16 protein-coding genes are annotated in these 22,961 nt (G+C 46.8%); 7 read left to right on the top strand and 9 right to left on the bottom strand.

Translation table 11 applies throughout. The features are described from left to right. The first annotated feature begins 11 nt into the window (after positions 1–11). The 5 genes from AC1DFM_RS18885 to trhA all read left to right on the top strand — a co-directional run bounded on the left by AC1DFM_RS18885 (position 12) and on the right by trhA (position 8,185). Positions 12–3,374: a TonB-dependent receptor gene (locus AC1DFM_RS18885; RefSeq protein WP_477078302.1), complete on the top strand. Its 3,363-nt coding sequence runs from the start codon at positions 12–14 to the stop codon at positions 3,372–3,374. Between the two features lie 20 nt (positions 3,375–3,394). After that, positions 3,395–4,924, top strand: a complete 1,530-nt coding sequence (locus AC1DFM_RS18880; RefSeq protein ID WP_477078301.1) for a RagB/SusD family nutrient uptake outer membrane protein — start codon at positions 3,395–3,397, stop codon at positions 4,922–4,924. Between the two features lie 14 nt (positions 4,925–4,938). After that, on the top strand, positions 4,939–6,372 hold the full coding sequence (locus AC1DFM_RS18875; protein WP_477078300.1) for an aryl-sulfate sulfotransferase: 1,434 nt from the start codon (positions 4,939–4,941) through the stop codon (positions 6,370–6,372). A 23-nt stretch (positions 6,373–6,395) separates the two neighbouring features. Continuing rightward, positions 6,396–7,388, top strand: a complete 993-nt coding sequence (locus AC1DFM_RS18870; protein WP_477078299.1) for a c-type cytochrome — start codon at positions 6,396–6,398, stop codon at positions 7,386–7,388. 152 nt (positions 7,389–7,540) lie between these two features. After that, complete coding sequence (gene trhA / locus AC1DFM_RS18865) at positions 7,541–8,185, top strand: PAQR family membrane homeostasis protein TrhA (RefSeq protein ID WP_477078298.1); 645 nt, start codon at positions 7,541–7,543, stop codon at positions 8,183–8,185. A gap of 4 nt (positions 8,186–8,189) precedes the next feature. Here trhA and AC1DFM_RS18860 read toward each other — a convergent pair whose 3' ends face one another. Continuing rightward, positions 8,190–9,074: a helix-turn-helix domain-containing protein gene (locus AC1DFM_RS18860; RefSeq protein WP_477078297.1), complete on the bottom strand. Its 885-nt coding sequence runs from the start codon at positions 9,072–9,074 to the stop codon at positions 8,190–8,192. A 101-nt stretch (positions 9,075–9,175) separates the two neighbouring features. Between AC1DFM_RS18860 and AC1DFM_RS18855 the strand changes: the two genes are divergently transcribed. Further along, on the top strand, positions 9,176–10,129 hold the full coding sequence (locus tag AC1DFM_RS18855) for an NADP-dependent oxidoreductase (RefSeq protein ID WP_477078296.1): 954 nt from the start codon (positions 9,176–9,178) through the stop codon (positions 10,127–10,129). Between the two features lie 132 nt (positions 10,130–10,261). Here the strand turns inward: AC1DFM_RS18855 and AC1DFM_RS18850 are convergent, their stop codons facing one another. Both AC1DFM_RS18850 and AC1DFM_RS18845 read right to left on the bottom strand, forming a co-directional pair. Beyond that, complete coding sequence (locus tag AC1DFM_RS18850; protein WP_477078295.1) at positions 10,262–11,953, bottom strand: sodium:solute symporter family transporter; 1,692 nt, start codon at positions 11,951–11,953, stop codon at positions 10,262–10,264. A gap of 166 nt (positions 11,954–12,119) precedes the next feature. Further along, complete coding sequence (locus tag AC1DFM_RS18845; protein ID WP_477078294.1) at positions 12,120–13,001, bottom strand: inositol oxygenase family protein; 882 nt, start codon at positions 12,999–13,001, stop codon at positions 12,120–12,122. Positions 13,002–13,131: 130 nt separating this feature from the next. Between AC1DFM_RS18845 and AC1DFM_RS18840 the strand changes: the two genes are divergently transcribed. Further along, entirely contained in the window at positions 13,132–14,145 is a 1,014-nt protein-coding gene (locus AC1DFM_RS18840; protein WP_477078293.1) for a LacI family DNA-binding transcriptional regulator, read from the top strand. Here the strand turns inward: AC1DFM_RS18840 and AC1DFM_RS18835 are convergent. The 6 genes from AC1DFM_RS18835 to AC1DFM_RS18810 all read right to left on the bottom strand — a co-directional run bounded on the left by AC1DFM_RS18835 (position 14,138) and on the right by AC1DFM_RS18810 (position 22,958). After that, positions 14,138–15,076, bottom strand: coding sequence for a hypothetical protein (locus AC1DFM_RS18835; protein ID WP_477078292.1), 939 nt, complete (start codon positions 15,074–15,076; stop codon positions 14,138–14,140). The two genes, AC1DFM_RS18840 and AC1DFM_RS18835, sit on opposite strands and share 8 nt — an antisense overlap. A 141-nt stretch (positions 15,077–15,217) precedes the next feature. Then, positions 15,218–15,775, bottom strand: a complete 558-nt coding sequence (locus AC1DFM_RS18830) for a DUF1415 domain-containing protein (RefSeq protein WP_477078291.1) — start codon at positions 15,773–15,775, stop codon at positions 15,218–15,220. 131 nt (positions 15,776–15,906) lie between these two features. Further along, entirely contained in the window at positions 15,907–17,502 is a 1,596-nt protein-coding gene (locus AC1DFM_RS18825) for an IPT/TIG domain-containing protein (protein ID WP_477078290.1), read from the bottom strand. Between the two features lie 18 nt (positions 17,503–17,520). Continuing rightward, a complete protein-coding gene (locus tag AC1DFM_RS18820) occupies positions 17,521–18,216 on the bottom strand; it encodes a fasciclin domain-containing protein (protein WP_477078289.1) in 696 nt (231 codons plus the stop codon). A 17-nt stretch (positions 18,217–18,233) separates the two neighbouring features. After that, positions 18,234–19,697 (bottom strand): RagB/SusD family nutrient uptake outer membrane protein, encoded by a 1,464-nt coding sequence (locus tag AC1DFM_RS18815; protein ID WP_477078288.1) that lies wholly within the window; start codon positions 19,695–19,697, stop codon positions 18,234–18,236. A gap of 21 nt (positions 19,698–19,718) precedes the next feature. Next, a complete protein-coding gene (locus AC1DFM_RS18810; protein ID WP_477078287.1) occupies positions 19,719–22,958 on the bottom strand; it encodes a SusC/RagA family TonB-linked outer membrane protein in 3,240 nt (1,079 codons plus the stop codon). Positions 22,959–22,961 lie beyond the last annotated feature (3 nt).

Here is a 22,961-nt window from a genome sequence, read left to right as displayed (position 1 = left end):
TCAGCACAAGTATGCGATTAAGTACTGATGCCTGTACCCGGTATGATAACTACCGGCGCTCCACCAAACGTCTGAAAGCCAGTAAGCTGCTGGCCTTGTTCTGCCTCGCCACTGGTATGCAGGTGCAGGCGGCTAAATCACAAAACCAGGTGGTGAACCTGTCGCTTAAAAACGCCACTGCCAAAGATGTCTTCCGGGAAATCAACAAACAAACCGGACTTAATATCCTGGCGGATGAAGCGCTACTGGAGAAAAGCGGCAGAAGCAATATTGAGGTGAAAAACATGACGGTCAATGATGCCCTGAATATTTTCATGCGCAACCAACCACTCTCCTACAGCATTGAAAACGGCGCTATCATCGTCAAAAACAAAACAGCCACACAACCAGCCAGCACACCACCGCCACCGGTAGAAATTCATGGCACCGTTACCACCGCCAAAGGACAACCACTCCCCGGCGCTACTGTTACCGTAAAAGGTACCAAACATGGTGCGGTGACTAAATCGGATGGTAGCTTCAGCATTTCCGCTAATCCCGGTGAAACACTGGAATTCTCCATGGTAGGCTTCAAACCCTGGTCCGTAAAATTCGATGGCAGCACCACCGCTTTTAAAGTAGTACTGGAAGAAGATGTGTCCAACCTGACCGACGTAGTGGTAGTAGGTTATGGTACCACCAAAAAGAAAGACCTCACCGGCTCTATCAGCTCTATCAGCAGCGATCAGATGAACAACGGCGGTGTCACCTCCAATGCCGCACAAGCCATCCAGGGCCGTGCTGCAGGTGTACAGGTGAGTCAGTCGAATGCGGCGCCCGGCGGACAAACCATTGTGCGTATCCGCGGTGGTAACTCCATCAAATCTACCAACGAACCCCTCTACGTAGTAGATGGTTTTCCTTCTGAAACCGGTAAAGATATCAACCCGAATGATATCGATGATATACAGATTTTAAAAGATGCCTCTTCTACCGCCATCTACGGCGCCCGTGGCGCTAATGGCGTAGTAATGATCACCACGAAAAGGGGTAAATCCGGCAGAGCAAACATCCAGTATGATGGCTACTACGGTACGCAACGTATCGTAAAGGAATACGATAAAATGAACGGCCTGGAGAACATGCAGGTCACCAATGCCAAAGCCATCGAAAAAGGACAACCTGCTTTCTATACAGCGGAAGACCTGACCAGTGGCCGGAACAACGACTGGTTCAAACTGGCTACCCGCCCCGGTATGGTACAAAGTCACAACATCAGCGTAAGTGGTGGTACACCGGAAGATCGCGTTTCCCTCTCCGGCAGCTACTTTAAACAGGACGGTGCCTTGAAAAACACTTCTTTCGAAAGATACTCCATACGTCTTAACTACGACCGGCAATTTTCCAAACGTTTTAAAATAGGCGCCAACGTATACGGATCACGCGCCTACACCAACTTCAAAACCTATGATGGTAACATCGTACCGTCTAACGTGATGTATGGTGTATTAACCGCGTCCCCTGCTATTCCTGTATACAATCCGGATGGTTCCTATGCCAGGTTCAAAGGAAGAGACAATCCACTGGCCTGGTTACTGGCACCTACCAACGACCGGTATGAAAATAAAGTAAACATCAACGCATATGCCGACTACCAGATCCTCGACGGATTTAACTTCCGTGTAAATGGCGGTACGGAATATACCACCACAAAAGAAGGTACTTACCTGCCCCGCGACCTGGTAGACGGTGAAAAAGTAGGTGGTAAAGCCAGCCTGAACGACCTGGCACTTACCCGTAACCTGATAGAAGCTTACTTTACCTATAAAAAAGTATTTAATCAGGTACATTCCTTCAACCTCGTAGCGGGTGTCTCTTATCAGACAGACAGATATTCCAGACACTATTCACAAGTACAGAAATTCAGTACAGATGCATTCCTGTATCATAACCTGGAGGCTGGTTCAGAACGCCTGTCCAGCATCAGCCTGGATGTACCTGTTCCCCTCGCCTCCGCCTATGGCCGCTTAAATTACTCGCTGAAAGATAAATACCTGGCCACCTTTACTTTCCGCCGGGATGGCTCCTCCAAATTTGGTGGTAACACGCGCTTCGGAAATTTCCCCTCCGGATCTATTGCATGGAGAGCCGGTGAAGAAGACTTCATCAAAAACCTGAATGTATTCTCCAACCTGAAAGTAAGAGCAGGATACGGTGAAACCGGTAACGACCGATTAGGCGAAAACGTCAACTATATCTACATGGCCCTCTTTGGACCTACCAATGTATCATTGGGCGCAGGTAGTGACAGCTACGGCGGCACGGTGATGACCCGCCTGTCCAATGAGAACCTGGGCTGGGAAAACACGGCACAGTGGGACGTCGGCGTGGATATGGGTTTCTTAAACAACCGCATTTCTGCTACGCTCGACTTCTACCGGAAGAGAACCAATAGGTTGTTGTTCGATATACCTATCGGCGACTGGAATGGCTTTCCCTCTCAAACCCTCAATGCCGGCACCGTTGAAAATAAAGGACTGGAATTAGCCATCACCACAGAAAATATTATCCACCACGCTTTTACCTGGAATACTACTTTAAACATTGCTTATAACAAACAGAAAGCAATAGACCTGGGTGGCCGCCCTTATGTGATCACGCAAACGGCTAACCTGTATGGCGGTCGCGGTATGGACTTTACCAAACTGGAGCCAGGACAGGAACTGAGTACTTTTTATGGCTATGTGTACGATGGCGTAATAAAAACCGGTGAAGCACATCCTGCACAGCCTAACTCAAAACCAGGTGATCCTAAATTCAAAGATATCAGTGGCCCTGATGGCAAACCAGATGGCATCATCAATGCCAGCGACCGCACCTACCTCGGTCATGCCAACCCGCATTACATCTATGGTATCAACAACAACTTTGCCTACAAAGGTTTTGAATTAAACATCTTCCTGCAGGGAGCTTTAGATTATAGCTTGTACAATGGTACCGCGTTGGTACTGGAATCAGGTCCTGGTAAAGCAGCGCTGAACAGATGGACCACCACCAACGAAAACACGGATATTCCCAGAGATGGATATGCTATTTCCTATGGTGGATTGATGAACTCCCGCTTCGTAGAAAATGCTTCCTATCTCCGTTGCAAAATGATTACACTCGGTTATAATATCCCCCTAGCTAAAACCTTTTTGAAGAGCCTCGCAGGTATCAAAGTATATGGCTCCGTACAAAACTTATTTACAATTACTAAATATACAGGATCAGACCCGGAAGTAAACACTAACCTGAACAGCAGCGGCAGCAATGCAAACCTTTCTTCCGGATTGGATTACACCGCCTTCCCTGCTTATCGCACCGTTACTGTGGGGCTTAAATTAAATTTCTAAACCTGTAAATTCCGGAACAAATGAAATACGCATATATCGCACTTACCACCTTACTGCTTGGCGCGACTTCGTGTAAGAAACTGGTGGAACCCAAAGTATATAGTTACCTGACAGACGACAATGCATTTCTCACCCTGAGCGATGCCAAAGCAGCCGTAAACGGTGTATACTCAAGACTAAAACAACCCAGCGGCAGATCTGATGCCTGGATGTACTACGCAGGTTTCCAGGTGACTATTTCAGATCTCACCACCGACATAGGTCACGCCAGCTCCGGTGGAGATGTAGGGCTGATGTCTGATTGCCAGTGGGCCCCCGCCAACACCTACTTAGCTTTTGCCTGGCAGCACCAATATAAACTGGTAACAGATGCCAACATTGCACTATACTATATTCCTAAAATGACCAGCATTACTGCTGAACAGAAAAATCAGTTCACCGGTGAACTCCGGTTTCTGCGCGCTCTGGGCTACGTGGATCTCACGGATGCTTTTGGTCCGGTCCCCCTGGTGACGGAAGAAACAGTAGCAAAAAACATCACCCAACCGGATTATGAAGCAGCTGTGCCTCCTACCCCTGTAGCAGAGATCAACAAACTGATCATCAGTGATCTGGAATTTGCTGCTCAGCACTTACCAGCCGATTACCTGAACAGCCCCATTTACAGTACAAATGATATTGGTCGTGCTACCAAAGGCGCTGCCATGTCATTACTCTGCAAACTATATATGCGCGAACTGCAATGGCAGAAAGCCCTGGACCTCACCACTGAAATCATGAAACTGGGCTATGGATTATATCCTTCTTATGCCGGGTTATTTGCGGAGAAAAATAAATGGTGTCAGGAAAATATCTTCAGTGCATTGGCCGATCCTCTCAATGATGCCGTAGAAATCATGAACCACTTCGGACCTATCAACAATCCCGTGGTAACAGACAGATGGCAATATTTCGCGGTGACCTGGCATTTCTGGAATTCCTTTGCCGACAACGACGACCGTAAACAAATGTTCTACTACGACTATATTGGTACCGATAAACTGCACTACATGCAGGCGCCAACCGGGCAAACCCAGCCACCTACGGGCTTCTACTATATGCCGGATGTAGCTACCACCAAATTCGCAGATCCTAAAGGTTCCACCACCTACTACGATGGACACGTATTCCCTATTCTGCGCTACGCAGACATCCTGCTATGCAGAGCAGAAGCGCTGAATGAGCTGAGTGGCCCCACCACGGAAGCTATTGGTCTGATCAATCAGGTGAAAGGCCGCTCTCATGCCACCGGATTAGGCAATGCAGGCACTTTCAGCAAAGAAACCCTTCGCAACGCCATCCTGCAGGAACGTGGCTGGGAACTGTTCTTCGAATGCAAACGCAGACAAGACCTGATTCGTATGAATAAATACGAAAGCATAGTAAATGCGTATCTTACTGAAGTAGGCAAAGTTCCAAGTATCAAAATCGCTACCGATAAGTATTTCCCTTATCCGCAAACACAAACAGATCTGAACAAAAGCCTCAGTAATAGTGGCCGTCGCCAGTAAATCATTGCACATTGATGAAAAAATGGAATAACATACAACGCCTGCTGCCATTGCTAACAATGGCAGCAGCGTTGTTCCTGCAAAGCTGCGGAAGTAACACCGCCGGTAACATCTCGGAAATCATACTTACACCCAAAGGACAAAATGCCCTCAAGGTAAAAGTAGATATTCAATGTACGGACACCGTAGATGCTGCGGTGGAATACTGGCCCAAAGGACAACCAACACTACGCACTACTACGCCACTATCTTTGCACCAGCTGCACCACACCATCGTACTCACCAACCTGCTGCCGGCAAAAAATTATGAGTACCGTGTGCGTACCGGCCATGATAAAGATCTTCAGGATAGTAAAATATATACTTTTACGACCACCGATTATCCCATGTGGATGAAAGATATATTCATCGTGGTTTGTCCGGATAGCACCGTATTACCCGCCAACTTCCGGACAGGCTATGTGATGGTATCCCGTCGCGATGATCCTGGCGTATTGTTCCTGTTAAATGCCAAAGGCCGTATTGTATGGTACCACCAGGTCAGCGGCACCGGGTTCAAAGTGGCTCGCTTTACGGACAACAATACCTTCCTTTCACTCCTCGGTGGCCCCGGCTATGAAACCAGCTACGGCGATGAAATACTCGAAGTTTCACTCACCGGCGATACGCTGGCCGATCTTAAAAAAGGACGGGATTTTGCACCTACCATCCACCACGAAATTTTATTGACGCCGAAAAATGAATTTGTGACACTTTGTGTGGAAGACCGTGTCACAGACCTGAGCAGCAAAGGCGGCAGCAAAACAGATACCGTGCGCGGCGACGGCATCCTCGTCATGGATAAACACGGCAAAACCATCTGGAAGTGGACAGTATTTGATGCGCTCAATCCCCTCGATGATAAAAATATCTTACAAGAGAAAAAAGACTGGATGCACGCCAATTGCATTGCTATGGATAAAGAGGGGAATTACCTCATCTCTTTCTATAACAATGGGCAAATTTGGAAGATAGATGCCCGCACCGGCCAGCGCATATGGACGTTCGGCAAAGGCGGCGATTTCGATATACCAGCAGCTGCCCTGTTTGATCAGGCGCATGCCGTGCATATCAACGAACATGGAGAATTGATGTTTTTCGACAATGGCGTAAGCAAAAAAACATCCCGTACCCTCTCCTTTAAAATCGATGAAGCCGCGAAGAAAGCACAACTCGTCATGGACACCAAACTGCCACCGGAAAACTTTAATGAAAGAATGGGCAGCAGCTATCTGGTAGGTGATACCACTTTATTATCTTGTGCAACTAAACGCAATACGGTTATCCTGACCAACTTACAAGGCACATTTCTCTGGGCAATGAGAACGGGCATGTCATCTTACCGGGCTTCTTTTATTCCGGCAGAAAGACTGGCCCCTTACGTTTCACAACCAGGTTATGTACACTAATGTCAACCAAAAAAAAGTAACACATGAGAAACTTAATAGTGATAGGTATAGCCAGCATCAGTGGGTTTGCCATTATTTCCTCCTGTGGCTCCGCGGTGGAAGGCAAGTCAGCCAAAGCTGCCACAACACCCGTTGAACAAGTGATTACCGCCGATACCGCGCTTATTCCACATGATCAATTCGGGGAATCGGTACGTTATGGCCGGGAACTGATGATGAATACCGCCGTTTTAATAGGCCCCGATGGCAGCGCAGGAAAATACCTGGGCAATAAAATGAACTGTACCAACTGCCATCAGGATGCCGGTACCAAAGCCTTTTCCTTTAACCTCATGGCGTCTCACGACCACTACCCGCAATACCGGGGCCGGGAAGGAAAAGTATTAACACTGGCAGAAAGAGTGAACAACTGCGTAACCCGCCCACATAACGGCAAACCACTGCCACTGGATAGTAAAGAAATGGTGGCGTTCCTCTCGTATTTTAAGTGGTTGAGTACTTTTGTTCCCAAAAATCAACCCTTCAAAGGTGCTAAAAACCTGACTGTCACTTTTCCTGATATCGCCGCTAACCCGCAACACGGGCAGTTGTTGTACCAGGAAAACTGTTCCCGCTGTCATGGTCCCAACGGCGAAGGACAATGGAATGCAGATAAAAGCACTTATGTATATCCGCCACTCTGGGGGGCTACAGCCTATCAGCCTGGCTCCAGCATGCACCGGGTGATCAAGCAGGCAGAATGGCTCAAAAACAATATGCCCTATGATAAAGCCATGCCAGGCAAACCTTTCCTCACCGATCAGGAAGCGATGGACATCGCGGCTTTCGTTAACAACGATGCCATTCACCCCAGACCCAATCCAAAAAGTTTCGATTATCCACATATCGCAGAAAAAGCTATCGACTACGACCATGGCCCTTTTGCAGACACCTTCTCTGTAGCGCAACATAAATACGGCCCCTATCAGCCTATTATCAGCTACTGGAAAGAAAAAGGCTGGAAGGCCGTGTATTAAAAGATGAGTTATTCATAAAAATGCCGCGGAGCCCTTATATTCTCCGCGGCATTTTTATGAATAGCCGTATCGACAAACTCGATCTTTCTGTTGGTGATTATTGTCCTACTTTTGCATTGACAGCACCTATAAATCAGAAGAAAACTTGAGACATGCCAGTTAGTAAGAATGAGACAGGATATACCCGCAAACAGGAAATAGTGAATGGTCTGATACATGGACTGGGCATAATATTTGGCGTGAGTGCGCTGCCAATGCTGGCAGGTATTGCCGCTACCCATAATAATACACCAGGCATTGTAGGCGCCTGTATATACACCTTCTGTTTTATATTACTCTTCACCAACTCCACCATCTATCATTTATCGCAGGAAGTGGCCATTAAAAAGCTATTCCTCGTATTTGACCATATCAGCATTTACTTTTTAATTGCCGGCACCTATACGCCGTTTTTGCTGGTGTATATGAATAATGCCTTCGGTATTACGTTGCTGTCGGTGTTATGGGGATTAACGCTGGTAGGCGTATTTTTTAAAACATGGTTTACCGGTAAATACGATATTGTTTCTACCATTATTTACCTTGCTATGGGCTGGATCATGATTGTAGGCGGACGGCGGTTTTTCGATACCCTGCCGTTACCAGTGATGATTATGCTGGCCATTGGTGGAGGATTATACACCATTGGGGTTATTTTCTATATCTGGGATAAATATACCTATACCCATGCCATCTGGCATTTCCTGGTACTGGCAGCGGCTATTTGTCACTATGTGGCGGTATTACTGGCGATGTAAATCATCAGCCGCTCAAACCCGGCTGATAGTTCTTTTCCGCCCACATCTTTTTCCGGAAGTCGGTGGGATTAATGCCAGTATGTTTCTTAAAGGTTCTGTTTAAATGGCTTTCGTCTGTAAAGCCCAGTTCGGCTACTATTTCACTCATGCGCATATCGCTGTACTGTAAACGTGTTTCCACCAGTTTCAGCTTATAGCGTGTCACGTACCGCTGTATGCTTTCGCCGGTTACCTTCTTCACATATTCACTTACATAATTTTGTGAGATGTTAAACCGCGCCGCCAGTTTATCGGACCGTAACATGTCAGGATAATAGATGTTCTGGTGTATGTAGCTCATTAAGTCGTTGGACTGCTCATTACTCACCATGGGCTTTTCCGGCTCCATTATCGCTACATTCCGCGCCACAATGGTGAGAATAGTATTCACCAGTTGCTGTACCACCTCGTTGCGGAGAGATTGCTCCCTCGGATACTCCAGGATCAGGGCATCTATCAGCGCCTTGATCACCGGTTTATCCGCTTCATTGCGCAGGATACAACCCGGAAAATGGTGGTTATTCAGAAAAACATATTCCAGCTTGCGGGCCCAGTCGCCCAGGTTACTATGGGAAGCACCGGTACGTTGTGCTTCCAGGTAAATGCCGTTAAAGCGGATAAAGAGGAAGGTCGTTCGCTCTTTTATCCGGGTATAATGCGTATCCTGGGGCATAAACAGGAACAGCTGCTCCGGCCCATACTCAAAGGTATGCTGGTTATTATGCAGGGTCCCCGTTCCCTTGATGATATACAACAGCTCAAAGAAGGTGTTCCGGTGCTGTCCCATCGGGCAGCTACCTTCTTCTATCATGATGATGTCAAATGGCTTAAATAGGTTCAATACTCTCATAACCTGATTTTATACAAAATGAACCCCTGTTCGTACAAGGGACCACCCACAAATTTATTGGAATTTTGATTCATCAAATCACAAAAACAAATTTATTCGATATGAAAGCAATCGTATTACAAGCCGTAGGTGGTGTAGAAAACCTGGTTATCAAAGATGTTCCTGTTCCTGCTATAAAAGACAATGAAGTACTGGTACATAACAAAGCTATTGGCATCAATCCGGTAGACAACTTCGTAAGAGCCGTTGAAGCAGCCCTGAACGCCTACGTACAGCCTGTTCCCGGCGAAGACATTATCCTGGGTTGGGATATCGCCGGCGAGGTGGTAGCAGTAGGTAAAGATGTCAAGGATTTCAAAGTGGGAGATGATGTATTCGGTATGGTGAACTTCGCGGGTCCTGGCAAGGCATATGCAGAATATGTTGCCGCTCCGGCCGGTCACATTGCACTAAAGCCAGCCCACACCTCTTATGAAGAAGCCGCCGCCGCCTCACTCGCTGCCCTCACCGCCTGGCAGGCACTGGTGGACTCCGCCAAAATACAGAAAGGAGAAAGAGTACTGATTCACGCGGCAGCCGGTGGTGTAGGGCACTATGCCGTACAAATCGCCAAACACTTTGGCGCCCACGTGATCGCCACCGCTTCTACCGCCAAAAAAGACGCCGTACAACGCCTCGGTGCAGATGAATACATCGACTACACCCAACAGGATTTTGAAACCGTTGCCAAAGACGTAGACGTGGTGATCGATGCGGTGGGCGCCCCCGGCCACCTGGAACGCTCCCTCAACACCGTGAAACCTAATGGCCGCCTGGTAAGCCTCCTCATACATTTCGACGATGCCCTAAAAGCTAAGGCCGCCGCCAAAAATGTATATATCGACCGCCTCACCGTGAAGTCCGACACCACCGGCACCCGCTCCATCGCCGCACTGCTGGCTGAAGGCGCCCTTCACTCTGACGTTTCTCACACCTATTCTTTTGAAGAAATGGGCAAAGCACATACGCAAGTGGCTTCCGGTAAAACGCAGGGAAAAATTGTGGTAAGAGTATAAGTACAGGGTTATAAAAAGATTTAACCTACCTGTCTACAGGTGGGTTAAAATCTTTTACCTGCACTCAAAAAAAAGCTGTTGCAGGCGCAACAGCTTTGTAACAAGTAGACAGCGAGTGTATATATACGAACATTACCAGAACCTGATATAAATAACCGACAACAACAATAAAATGGTGACGATTAGTATGACGGAAGATGGCTTCAGTTTAAACATCTCATAATCCAGCACAAAGGCTTTGTCGCTCACTTTCGGACCAGCCAGACTGATACCCACCATCACCAGCACCGTTGTCAGGAAAGACCATCCCAGGCTGATAAAGAAAGGAATCTCGTAGTCGCCGGCCGCATTGCGGAACGCACTGTACAACATCGTTTCGGGACCAAAAATCCGCACCGCCAGCTGATTGAAAAACAACGACGCCACAAAGCCGGTAATGATCCCTGCAATAGCGGCAGTGCCACTGGTACGTTTCCAGAACATCCCTAAAATAAACGTGGCAAATACACCCGGACTAATAAAACTGGAATACTTCTGCACAAAAGTATATCCGCCCGCACCACCAATGCCCAGCGCATCATTCCAGGTAAATATTACCCCAACAATAATGGCAACTATAATCGTCATTCTTCCAATCCATACCAACTGCTTTTCATCAGCGCCGGTATTGATATATTTCTTGTACACATCCAGCGTAAAAATAGTAGAAATACTATTTGATTTCCCGGCCAGCGAAGCCACAATAGCAGCCGTTAACGCCGCAATAGCCAAGCCTTTCAGGCCTGAAGGCAGCAAGGTAAGAATGGCTGCATAGGCGCCATCTTTATGTCCGCCTTCCAATTGAGGAAGATGTCCATGCTGATACAACACATACGCTACGATACCCGGCAACATTACAATCACCGGCATCAGTATTTTCAGTAAACCGGCAAATAAAATACCTGTGCGGGCGGTTTGCAAATCTGCCCCCAGCGCACGTTGCGTAATATACTGGTTACAACCCCAGTAGTTCAGATTACTGATCCACTGCCCCGCGATATACATCCCAAACCCAGGCAGAATCAGGTATTTATTAACATACTCCTGCGGCGCTGTAGCGGCAGGTTTCTTTAACATCATATGAAAGTGATCGGGCGCTTCCCGTATCAACACATTGAACCCGGCGAGTACATCTTTCCCAAAACCAAATTTTTCACTCACTACCGTTAAGGCCATATACGTAGTAGCCAACCCGCCTACAATCAACACACCTACCTGTATTACATCGGTATAACCAATTACTTTCATGCCTCCCAGGGTAATGATCACGGAGAAGATGGCCAATGCCACCATCACTTCATGAAAGTAAGCGCCACCCAATAGCCCGTTAATGGCCAATGCCCCCAGATAAAGAATGGAAGTCAGGTTAACAAATACATATAAGAACAACCAGAAAATAGACATGATCAATGCCACCGTTTCATTGTACCGGGTTTTCAAAAACTGCGGCATGGTATATATCTTGTTTTTGATATACACTGGCATCAGAAATACCGCCACAATAATCAATGCCGCCGCACCTACCCATTCATACACGGATACCGCAATTCCCACAAAAAAACCATCGCCGCTCATACCAATGAACTGCTCTGCTGAAATGTTAGATGCAATAATAGAGGCGCCAATGGCCCACCAGGTGAGAGAACCTTCTGCGAGGAAAAAATTTTTGGACGCACTTACCGCGCCTTTCTTCTTCTTTTTATAAATCCAATAACCATAGGAAGCAACAATAAGAAAATATAATGCAAATACCAGGTAGTCTTTTAAGACAAGTTGATTACTCATGAGTGGTTCGTGGTTGATCAGCAGTTGAATGACGTGGATATAAATACCTGGATGGAATATAAGACTTTCCCCCGTGGAAAAAATAAAAAAGGATTATCTGGTTGGATGTCATGTTGTATTACTGCGTGCACCCATCCCCGATAATCCTTTGTTGGCCTTCGCTACATCAGAATTTTAAAGTAGCAGGCAAATATTTGGCAACCAAATCTTCATAATAAGGTTTCAGCTCCTTCCAATTGGGCGGCACCGGACTCTTTGAATACAGGTCATATGGATTAAACAGGTCTACCCATTTAAACATTTCCACATCATGTGCATTCATCAGATGGCCGTAGGCATGCTCTTTKTGCTGCGGATAAAAAGAGTGATAACGCAACATATACAGTGCTGGTTCCGGCAAGTAATTCTTCATCATCTGATAAACATATTCATCGTGCCCCCAGCTCAGGTGTACATTGCTCAAGCCACAGTTAGGCTCATATACCCCGTATTTGGTATTGTAATCAGGATTGTTGATATCCGGATTATTTTTGAAGAATTCGTGGAAAACGATTTTGTCAGAAAATGCGCATCCTACCGGGAAGGTATCTCCTACTACTGCCCATTGCGGTTCTCCAAACAGGCATAATACTTTTCCCATATCATGAAACAACCCAGTTAATACCATCCAGTCAGGATGACCATCTGCACGGATTGCTTCAGAAGTTTGCAACAGATGCTGGAACTGGTCCAGATCTGTATCCGGATCAGAGTCATCTACCAGCTGGTTCAGGAAATTAAAAGCATCCCATACCGACATTTCTTTTTTATTGAAAGCAAGGAATTCCTGTTCTTTCTGCTTTACGAAAGCATACGACTGATGGGTATGATTCAGGCGATAAAACTCACGTACGGTATCTCTGGGCGGTTCCGCATAATTACGAAACTCATCCTTCGTTTTATCTTTATTGATGTTGGCAGGATCGGGATAGCGCTCCAGCAAATCATCTTCCCATTGATCGAGCGATTGGAGTGGTGCAGGGTTGGGCTGTCCATTGACGTTATCCATAATACAAGATTTTAGAAGTTCGTGGAAAAGAAGGAAATTATCCTGCTCTAAATATGCGATCTTTTTAAAAATCTTCCGCATAATAGAATAACTTTATTTACTTAACCGATTAAGTAACATAGGCTATTATATGGAAAATGTCACGATAAGGATGCTTGCGGAAAAACTGCAGTTATCAACTGCTACTATTTCCAAAGCGTTGAGTAACAGCCACGAAATCAGCGAAGAAACGAAACAGCGGGTGCTGGCACTGGCGAAAGAGCTCAATTATGTGCCTAATCCGTATGCCAGCAGCCTGAGAAAGAAGGCCAGCCATACCATTGCCGTAGTGATTCCGGAAGTAGCCGACAGCTTCTTTGCAGAAGCCATTAACGGCATAGAATCCGTTGCCCAGGAAAAAGGCTATCATGTACTGATTTATCTTACCCATGAAAATTCCGGGAAAGAACGGGGTATTCTGAAAGACTTTCAAAGCGGCCGGGTAGATGGGGTCCTTATTTCTGTCACCACAGAAACCGCTTCCGCCCCGCATGGACTGGATCAACTGGTAAAGGAAATACCGATTGTTTTTTTTGACCGGGTATGTGAAGATGTAACCGCCGCCAAAATCACCACTGATGATGCGACCGCCGCTTACAAAGCCACCAGTCACCTGGTAGCCGGTGGATGCCGGCATATAGGCTTGCTTGCTGCGTCTCCGCACCTGTCCATCAGCAACCGCCGCGCAGAAGGATTCCTGCAGGCACTGGCCGCGCATGGACTGCCGCAAAACAAAGCTGCTATCACTTACTGCTCTAACGACCACGCCGCCACGAAACAGCTGCTGAAAAAAATTTTCCGGGAACAACAATATGATGGCGTCATTGCCACCACAGAAAAACTGGCTACCGCCGTATATGAAGTGTGTGAAGAAGTAGACCTGCGTATTCCACAAGACCTGCAGGTGATTGGATTCTCCAATCTATCTACCGCCCGTTTTTTAAACCCTTCCCTCACCACCATCTCCCAACCGGCTTTTGATATGGGGAAAGCCGCCGCCACCCTGCTATTCAAGGCGCTGAAGAATAATAGCTTTGCCCTGTCTGAGCAGCAACAGGTGATTCCTTCCACACTGATTGTAAGGAAATCCACCACCGCTACCTGACCTCTGCTACCGCCCCGCGACTTTCAGACATTTGAATCACCGTTGCCTGTGGCCGCGCATGCTGGTATATCCAGCGGATACAATACCACATATTCCGGGGCTTCTCCATATCTACAATCAATGCGTTACGTGGTAAACTGCGCAAATCCGGCAATTCCGGAGCCATACCTTGTATTTCCTGCAATTGCCGAATCGCCATGGCCCCTACTGCACAAATGCCAATGATGGAAACAGTCAGGTGCCGTTTAGCTGCCACCGGAAAAGGTAAATGGGCGATTTCTCTTTTGAGCTGTTCCACCAACTCCATATAATGCAACTGAAACGCATAAGCATCATTCATCCGGTTCGGCAAAGTGGCAATGCCGTCCTGATAATCCTTGTAGATATCGAATAAGTCATTGATCAACTGAATCATACCACCCATCTGATACCAGCACTGCTGCTCTGGTTCCGATGCCCGGTCATCCAGATAAAAGTGGCAAAGCAACACTGCATATCCACCCTTTCTAAGCGTAATTTGCCGAATGTCTTCGTTACTGATGGCGGGATTGAATTGCTTCAGGGAGTCTATCTGCGACTGAAACACCCCCTTCTTCGCCTGTAGGTAGCCCGCTTTATCAGCAACTTCCCCACATAAGAACAGGTGCGCCTGCAGAAATAATTGCTCATCAAAAGAACCAGGTGTATAGGTTTCCGGTGAAAATGAGATCTGGTAAAGGGCTTCCTGGGTTAACTCATTTCTATCGCAGAAATTATCAAATAAGGAACTGCAGATAAAGTACTGCAGCAGACGTTCTTTCTCTGCATCGCGGGAGCGCCGGTTTCTTAATGCCGTAAACGCTTCACATATAACCGGATTATAAATCGCGTAACTATTTACGACCTTGTAAAAGGTGGCATCGTCCAAACGTCCGCCCAATGCAGACCCCAATGCTCTGACTCTTTGGCGGGCCCATCTGACTTCCCTGGGTTTTGCGTAAAAAAAGCAAATTACTTTACTAACAATACACGTGACAATACTAAAAAAATACATGGTACGGGATAAGGGCCATTAAGATATAAAAACATATATCTAAAAACAACTATCCCGAAGCATTTTCATGTAAGCAGTTCCCTTTTCGCGGGCAAAATTTATATTGTTTTCCGGAATCTGTTCCGGGGGATGAGGATAAAACTTTAATGCCTTTTCGATATCTGCCTCCCTCAAAATATGCAGCATAGGGTAAATAGAGCGATTGGTATAATTGGCAGCATCTTCAACAGGTGTACCGGCAAACTGATACAGCGGATGAAACTCCGCTACCTGGTAGATACCTTCGTACTTCTTCCGTTGAAGCAGTTGCTCCGCGGCGGTTACCATCTCGAGATAATCCTTAAATACAGGAAAAGCAGCCGGCAAAATAAGCAAAGTGGTAGCAATGGTCCGATCTTTATCCAGCAACCGGCACTCTTCCAGAAAGTGCTCCTTTACCGTCAACAACGTAGTGGCTTCACTCACCCGATAACGCACACTATCACGCTTTACCTCTCTGCTGGCAAACGGACAAAAATTACAACCAATCACCAGTTCCCTGATCCAGTTTTGTGTTTGAGTAATCACCTTTTGCTGATATTCCGGCTCGTATCCCATGCTGCTAAGGTAAGCAGAAAGCACAAAGCGGAAAGCATAAAGCTATTGTAGCGAATGATTAACGCGTAACAATATACGCACTGGTTAATCGCTACAATAGCTTTATGCTTTCCGCTTTGTGCTTTCTGCTCCTACGGATAAGTAACCCGCGCTATCCTGTTAGCTACCCGATAATCGAACCGGGTGAAAGTTCCTACTACCAGCATCGACTTTTCACCGGCCTGTTGCACAATCTTGTTGATACTACCCTGACCCACGGCGGAGTTGAGCGTAATACCCCCATTGCTGTTATAAGTGGGATGAATAGAACCATCTGCATTCAGTACAATGATATTATTCCTTTGCAGGTCCCCAAATTTGGTAAATGCACCACTGAGAATAATTTCCCCGCCTGGCATGAAACCAATATTAAAAAGATACCCATTACTACCCTTGCCTGCATTGAAAGTGGGGTCTATCACGCCATTATCGTTGATACGGGCAATATGCGGCACCGGTATGCCACCAAAGTTATTAAAACCACCTACCAGCAGAATCTTTCCATCGGCCTGCCGTTCCATATTGTAAATGATCTGGTCCGCGCCAGCACCCGGTGTAAAGGAAGGGTCCAGCGAACCATCTGTATTCAGTCTGGCCACCCGATTCACGGCCTGTCCGTTATATTTGGTGAATGTACCCGCTATGAGCAACTTCCCGTCAGGTAGCAGAATGGAACGGACAATAGTGCCATTGGCCCCCTCATTGCCCATATGCTGCGCCAGGTTGTAGTTGTAAGTGCTGTCGAGCCCACCATCAGGCATTAAACGCACCAACCCGTTTATCTGCACGGAATCCAGATGTACCGAATCCAACCCCAACGAACTGGTCAGCTGAAAATTGGGCTGCACAAAAAAGCGAAAGGCACCCGTCAACAAAATCTTTCCGTCGTTTTGCAGATGCATATTGCCAACCGACCCTGAAATACCCCCTTTCAATACGGATACCGATAAATCCTTGCCAGAAGGCAGAAATATTTTCTCTGCCGCCAGCGAGCCATTGTTATTCAGCAACGCAATACTATTCACATAGCCCACTCCTTCATAGTTGTTGAAAGAGCCTGCCACCAGGTATTTACCGGAGGTTGGCAACGCCACCGCACTACGTACTGTTGTATTGGTTCCATTCTTTTTATCCGGCCCAAAACTATTGTCTACGGTACCATCATGGTTAATCCTCGCTACCCGGCTCAACTTCCCTTCTTTGCTGCTGTTACCATAGTTCGTGAAATTTCCCACAATCAGGTACTTTCCATTTTCTACGGGAATGATGTCATTGATACCATCATCGGCGCCTACCTGCGAGGGATACAGCGTGTCCATTTCAAAAGATCCCAATACCCGGAAAAAAGGACCAAAGAAATATTGCTGATCCACCTGTGCCGCCACATTCCCCGTAGCCGCCTGCGCAGGTATTTTTACCCGTACAGTCGTATCCGTTAGTGAAATAACCGCAGCCTTCACCCCATTAAACAAGATGGATAATTTATCCTTATTCTTCTCAAATCCCTTCCCCATGATCACCACTTCATCTCCCGCACGTCCTTTACCGGGATTGATGCCATCCTTGTTAATATAAATGGCCGGCAACACCGTTTCCTGGTAGGGATTATTCCCTTTGGTGCTGATGGCTTCTTTCTTACATGCGCCCAAAATGGCCACCAGCGCTATTAAACAAATATATTTTTTCATAGTGACTACGTTAAGAGGTTATTTGTTCTGTAATGCCTGCTCCGCTATTCTCGAAAAGTCGCCCCGGAAGCCAAGCACATGGCGAATATTCAGGGCATGTATCACACCATTGGTAGGCTGAATATCAGAGGAAGCTACATTGACGTTGTTATTATTCCGGAAGGTCACCGGATCAGTTGTGATGTCGGTCAGCAACAGGATACGCGCTCCTACGGCTTCTACATTATTGTAGTTCTGGTACACCAGCCCGATGTTCAGGATATAGTCACCCGCCATCACGTAGTTAATTCCCGGATAGGCGTATATGTTATTAGGATCTACCCGGGCAAACTGATTAGCGGTATGCTTTCCTTTCATGATGTAGCGTAGCAGAAATTCCCGCCATACTTCACCCGGAATATCCGCCAGGTGAGCGCTATCCTCCACCGACCGGTAACGGATCTCATTCAGGTCTTCCAGCGCATCTCCTACGCTCTGATCCGTAAATGCAAAGAAAGTAACCGAATCATGTTCCAGCATATCTTTCAATCCCGCTTTCTCTACAATGTAAGCGACCGTGTCAAACAGGTAAGGGTTCTTTACCAGGTAGTCATAAATAGTACCGTTGTAATGAGGATTAGCAAGACCTCCATCTACATAATAATCTTTTTTGCAGGCAGACATACACAATGCTACTAACAGCAGGATGCCAGCCCAAGACAATAACTTGCGCATAGTAAATATTTTAATAGTTACTGTATCCAATATTGATTCCTCGTTATCAACGGGTTGTTCGTCACCGCCGAGTTTGAAATAGGCCAGGTCCACGCTCCCATATCTAATTGTTGCTGGGTCAGGGAGTTCTCCGTTACATTTTTATCCGTGATCCTGCCGGTGCGAACGAGGTCATACCACAAATGCCCTTCTCCCATCAACTCCTTCTCTCTTTCCAGGAATACCGCATCCTGCAAAGCTTTCCCGCCACCTCCGTTATATAACTTTGCACTGGCCCGGTCTCTTACCAGGTTCAGCATCTTAATAGATTCTCCCGTTTCATTGAGATAAGCCAATGCCTCTGCCCTCAGCAGAATCACATCTGCATAGCGGAAAAAGATCAGGTTCGCATCATAGTCTCTCGTCTCCGGATCAGTGATGGCAGAGTATTTCAGGAACATCGGTGTTTGATCGGTACTATAAGGGTTGTAGAACCAGAGCTCCAGGCGCTTGTCGTACTCTCCCCGCGGATAGATGCGGTCCAGGTGCCGGATCATTGGCGTGATCTCACTCTTGCCACCAATTTTATCATGGATATAAGGTTCATGCAACGTCCACTGACAAATCAGCGAGTGAAACTTACCACCATAGTTGGCATCCAGCGATAATTCAAAAATGCCTTCTTCAGAACGGCCTTTAAAAATAGCCTGGAAGGTTTCTTTGGTATACGGCAGCAGCTTGTAAACATTAAGGTCCATCAACTCCTTCACCAGCGCAGCGGTTTGTGTCCAGTACTTTTTTTCATTGGGTTTATCAAAACCGGCAGCCCACATATTGATATGTGCCATCAGCGCCAATGCGCCGCCCTTAGTACCTCTTACAGCACGATTGGTAGGATCATCGTAGGAAAGCGGCAGATCCTCTTTGATCGCTTCCAAATCTTTCAAACAAAAATCCAATACCGTCAGCATCTTTTCCCGTGGCTGCAACTTGGTGTCATAGGCATTTGTTTGCAAAGGCACATCTCCGTATAACCGTACCATGTAGAAGTAGGTAAACGCACGGATAAAGTGAGCTTCCGCGGTAAGCGCTTTTTTATCCCGGCCGCTGAAGTTGGGGTCCTGTACACCGGAAATACGGTCTATGCAAAGATTGGATAAGGCAATGGCCTGATAGAATTCGCCCCAGTCCTGTGCATTATCTGCGCCATCGCCGCCACCGGTAGCCAGCATCTGGTTTAGTCCCAGCATGCGCAGGTTATTTTTACCGAACCAATTCCAGTTGCCCGCCCTGAAATCACCGGCGTTATATAAAATACCGCGCGTAAACTTCGTGAGTAAAATACCATACGCACCATTGATGGCACTTTCCGCATCCCGCTGTGTTTTCCAGAAATCCTTTCCGGAAAGGGTATCCAGCGGCTTTACTTCCAGGAATTTCTTACAGGCGCCTACGATTGCCAGCAGGCAAATCAGGAGTCCTATTTTATACCATTTATTCATCTGAAAATAATTTAAACGTGATTAAAATTGAGCGCCTATACCAAAAGTGAAACTGCTGGCAGCAGGATATCCGTTGATATCATCCCTTCCCAGTGAAGTAACCGTTTCCGGATTAGGACCGGTATACTTAGAGAGCACCGCCACATTATAAGCGGTGAAATATGCCCGCAATACCCGCAGCTTCAGCCGTTTCATAAAATCAAAATTGCGGAACTGATAAGCCAGCGTTACCTGGTTGATTTTAAAGTAAGATCCGTCTTCCATCACCAGGCTTTGACTCATCCGGTTAGGCTGCACCAGCATATCGTGATAAAACGATCCTACCAGTGCCGGGCGGGAAGCCACTTGTCCCGGACGTTTCCAGTAATCCAGCAGATTGATATCATACAGGTTTACCGGCCCCTCTGCTACTCCTGTCACTTTCTGATCCCCCGGTGCCTGCAAACGATAGATCCTCGCCGCAATGGCGTTATTCATAATGCTGCGGTTGAGCAGATACGTGCAGAAAACACTCAATGATAAGTTCCGGTAGCTGAATGTGTTGTTAAAACCACCGGTCACCAACGGCTCTGGATTTCCCATGATCATATAGTCCGCATCGCTCAGGGCATAATCGCCGTTCAGGTCTCTCCAGATAGGATCTCCTGCCTGAAAAAATTGCGCACCAGGCCCTGATCCTGCTTTGTAACGCACGCCTCTGACAGGATCAATAGGCACGTCTGCTGTATTTTTATACACCCCATCGGTCTGGAATAAATAGTTGCTCTGTGGATTTCTACCCACCTTCAGCGCAATGAACTGTTTATTTTTATCATCTGTTGAACTCAGGAAAAACTGTGAACCACCTGGTAATGCCGTGAGTATACCTTGGTTATAGGCGCCGTTTACCGTCACGGTCCATTGGAAACCCAAAGGGTTCAAATGCACCACCGGCCGGGCCGTGATAGATAACTCATGTCCATAGTTCACAATGGCGCCGCCATTTACCTGCATCTTACTATACCCTGTTGAGTTAGGTAAATACGCATCTCTTACCAGGTTATAGTTGTTCTTGTAATACGTGTCATAGATGACTTCTATACGTCCTTTGAATAAGCCCAGGTCCACCCCGAAATTGAATTGGGACGACTTCTCCGGCTCCATGGAAGGATTGGCCAACACGTTAAAATCAGGCACCGTAGCTACGCTGTTGTTATATCCCGCGATGCTTTTATATACTCCCAGCGAATTCAAAATAGTAGCCGTAGGGCGACTGTTCACCCCATAGGTTACACGAACAGACCCATAGTCCAGCCAGTTCAAACGGCGCATCAGATTTTCTTTATTGAAGTTCCAGCGGAAACCTACCGAAGGATTTTTCGTATAGGGGTTATTGATACCTGCAGCAGAACTTCCATCCAACCGGTAAGCCAGATCTACACTATACTTGGTATGATAGTTATACGACAGAAAACCCGCCCATGACGCCGCATGATAAACGAAAGATACCGGCGTACCATTGACATTTACTTCACTGGCATTGTTCCATACGTTACCTGGATAAAAGCGGGGCGAATAACCGCGCGGTCCCCAATAATAATCATTCGGACCGTTGCGCACATCTCTCACGTGCTGATCATCTGATTTGATATTTATTTCACTGAAAACACTCGCGTAAACATTGTTTCCTTTTTCCAGATCCGTTTTATTGGAACTATAGCTGTAGTTCACACCATTACGGGTGTTCAGCTCATCATGTCTTCCTACAAAACCATACAACTGGGTAGCGTTATTATTGGAAAACGACATTTTAAATTGATCCCTGGTATCGGTGTAGTAATCATAGGAAGTGGTGGAGTTAATCCGCAGGTTGTTGATAATTTCATAGTCTACGTCCACAAATCCGCGGAAGTTGATGGTGTTATTATCATCCACGTTATTCTCATATCCATCCAGTTGCGGATTGCCTATAAATTTGGAAGGACCTGGCAATAAGGATGTAGTAAAAGCATCGCCGGCGCCGTTGTTGGTAAGGCCGCCACCATTACCACGTTGCTTTTGTCCCAGGGCGCTGAATAACTGCGCGCCGATACGCAGCTTTTTACTGGGCTGCATATTCAACTGCATATTCAAACTATACTTATTGAACCCGGTATTTTTCAATACCCCCTGGTTCATCTGATAAGCGAAGTTGGCTTTATAGTTCATCTTGATATTACCCCCACTTACCTGTACGTTGTTGTTGGTATTAACAGTGGTCTGATAAAATAAACCCTGCCAGTCGGTGGAGTTATTATAGAAACTATTCAGGCTGTCTGTCAGGAACAGCGCATCGAGGTCAGCTAGCCGGTTTCTCGCATCCTGGATATCACGGGAATTCGCGAGGATAGAATTAATGCGATATTGCCGTTCTGCATTCCCACCAATGGTAGGTCGCAGCCTGGGCGGGAAGTTCATAAAAACACTGCTGTTCACATCGATGATGGGCGTAGGAGAATTACCTCGTTTGGTAGTGACCACTATTACGCCGTTGGCGCCGCGGGAGCCATATAACGCCGTGGCCTGCGCGTCTTTCATTACTTCTATCGATTGTACATCTTCCGGTGGAATCAGCGCCAGTGGCCCGGTGGCAGCACCCGGCTGTAACATCGACTGGGAAATACCACCATCAAAATCTACCGGCACGTTGTCTATTACCAGCAAAGGGTTATTGCTGGCCAGGTAAGCCTGATCACCACTACCGCTTACATTCAGCTGAGACACCCCTCTAACGGACATGGTACCACGAAAACCCGGTGCACCGGAGTTATTCTGGATATTCAACCCCGCTACCTTACCTTGTAATAATTCCTGGATATTGGATACCGGCACATCTTGCAAATCTTTTCCGGAGATCACCGCCACGGAACCGGACACCGTTTCTTTGGTACGCTTTTGATAACCCACTACCACCGTTTCTTTCAACGATTTATTTTCTGCAGAAAGGGTAACATTTAACACCGCAGCTTTCGTCGTTTTCACGGTTTCAAACCGATAGCCGATATAACGAAACTGAATGGCTACATCCGGCGCCACTTTGATAGTGAATTGGCCGGTAGGATCTGTTACCCCCAATCCTTTATTATTCTTGACATCAATGATGGTAACACCAGGAATGCCTTCTTTGGAAGCAGCGTCTGTTACGCGACCTTTAATGGTAATAGCCTCCTGGGCGTATACCGTATAACTGGCGCCTGTCAATAGCAGGAACAGGACCAGTAACAGGAAGTACCGTTTATTCATGGC

The sequence above is a fragment of the Chitinophaga sp. 05T412 genome (assembly GCF_056396465.1).
This window is presented reverse-complemented; position numbering and strand designations above follow the sequence as displayed.

What these genes read in the sequence shown, in the direction of transcription:
- AC1DFM_RS18885 (WP_477078302.1), top strand. Translation starts at nt 12, where the DNA reads ATGCGATTAAGTACTGATGCCTGTACCCGGTATGATAACTACCGGCGC.
- AC1DFM_RS18880 (WP_477078301.1), top strand. Translation starts at nt 3,395, where the DNA reads ATGAAATACGCATATATCGCACTTACCACCTTACTGCTTGGCGCGACT.
- AC1DFM_RS18875 (WP_477078300.1), top strand. Translation starts at nt 4,939, where the DNA reads ATGAAAAAATGGAATAACATACAACGCCTGCTGCCATTGCTAACAATG.
- AC1DFM_RS18870 (WP_477078299.1), top strand. Translation starts at nt 6,396, where the DNA reads ATGAGAAACTTAATAGTGATAGGTATAGCCAGCATCAGTGGGTTTGCC.
- trhA (WP_477078298.1), top strand. Translation starts at nt 7,541, where the DNA reads ATGCCAGTTAGTAAGAATGAGACAGGATATACCCGCAAACAGGAAATA.
- AC1DFM_RS18860 (WP_477078297.1), bottom strand. Translation starts at nt 9,074, where the DNA reads ATGAGAGTATTGAACCTATTTAAGCCATTTGACATCATCATGATAGAA.
- AC1DFM_RS18855 (WP_477078296.1), top strand. Translation starts at nt 9,176, where the DNA reads ATGAAAGCAATCGTATTACAAGCCGTAGGTGGTGTAGAAAACCTGGTT.
- AC1DFM_RS18850 (WP_477078295.1), bottom strand. Translation starts at nt 11,953, where the DNA reads ATGAGTAATCAACTTGTCTTAAAAGACTACCTGGTATTTGCATTATAT.
- AC1DFM_RS18840 (WP_477078293.1), top strand. Translation starts at nt 13,132, where the DNA reads ATGGAAAATGTCACGATAAGGATGCTTGCGGAAAAACTGCAGTTATCA.
- AC1DFM_RS18830 (WP_477078291.1), bottom strand. Translation starts at nt 15,775, where the DNA reads ATGGGATACGAGCCGGAATATCAGCAAAAGGTGATTACTCAAACACAA.
- AC1DFM_RS18825 (WP_477078290.1), bottom strand. Translation starts at nt 17,502, where the DNA reads ATGAAAAAATATATTTGTTTAATAGCGCTGGTGGCCATTTTGGGCGCA.
- AC1DFM_RS18820 (WP_477078289.1), bottom strand. Translation starts at nt 18,216, where the DNA reads ATGCGCAAGTTATTGTCTTGGGCTGGCATCCTGCTGTTAGTAGCATTG.
- AC1DFM_RS18815 (WP_477078288.1), bottom strand. Translation starts at nt 19,697, where the DNA reads ATGAATAAATGGTATAAAATAGGACTCCTGATTTGCCTGCTGGCAATC.
- AC1DFM_RS18810 (WP_477078287.1), bottom strand. Translation starts at nt 22,958, where the DNA reads ATGAATAAACGGTACTTCCTGTTACTGGTCCTGTTCCTGCTATTGACA.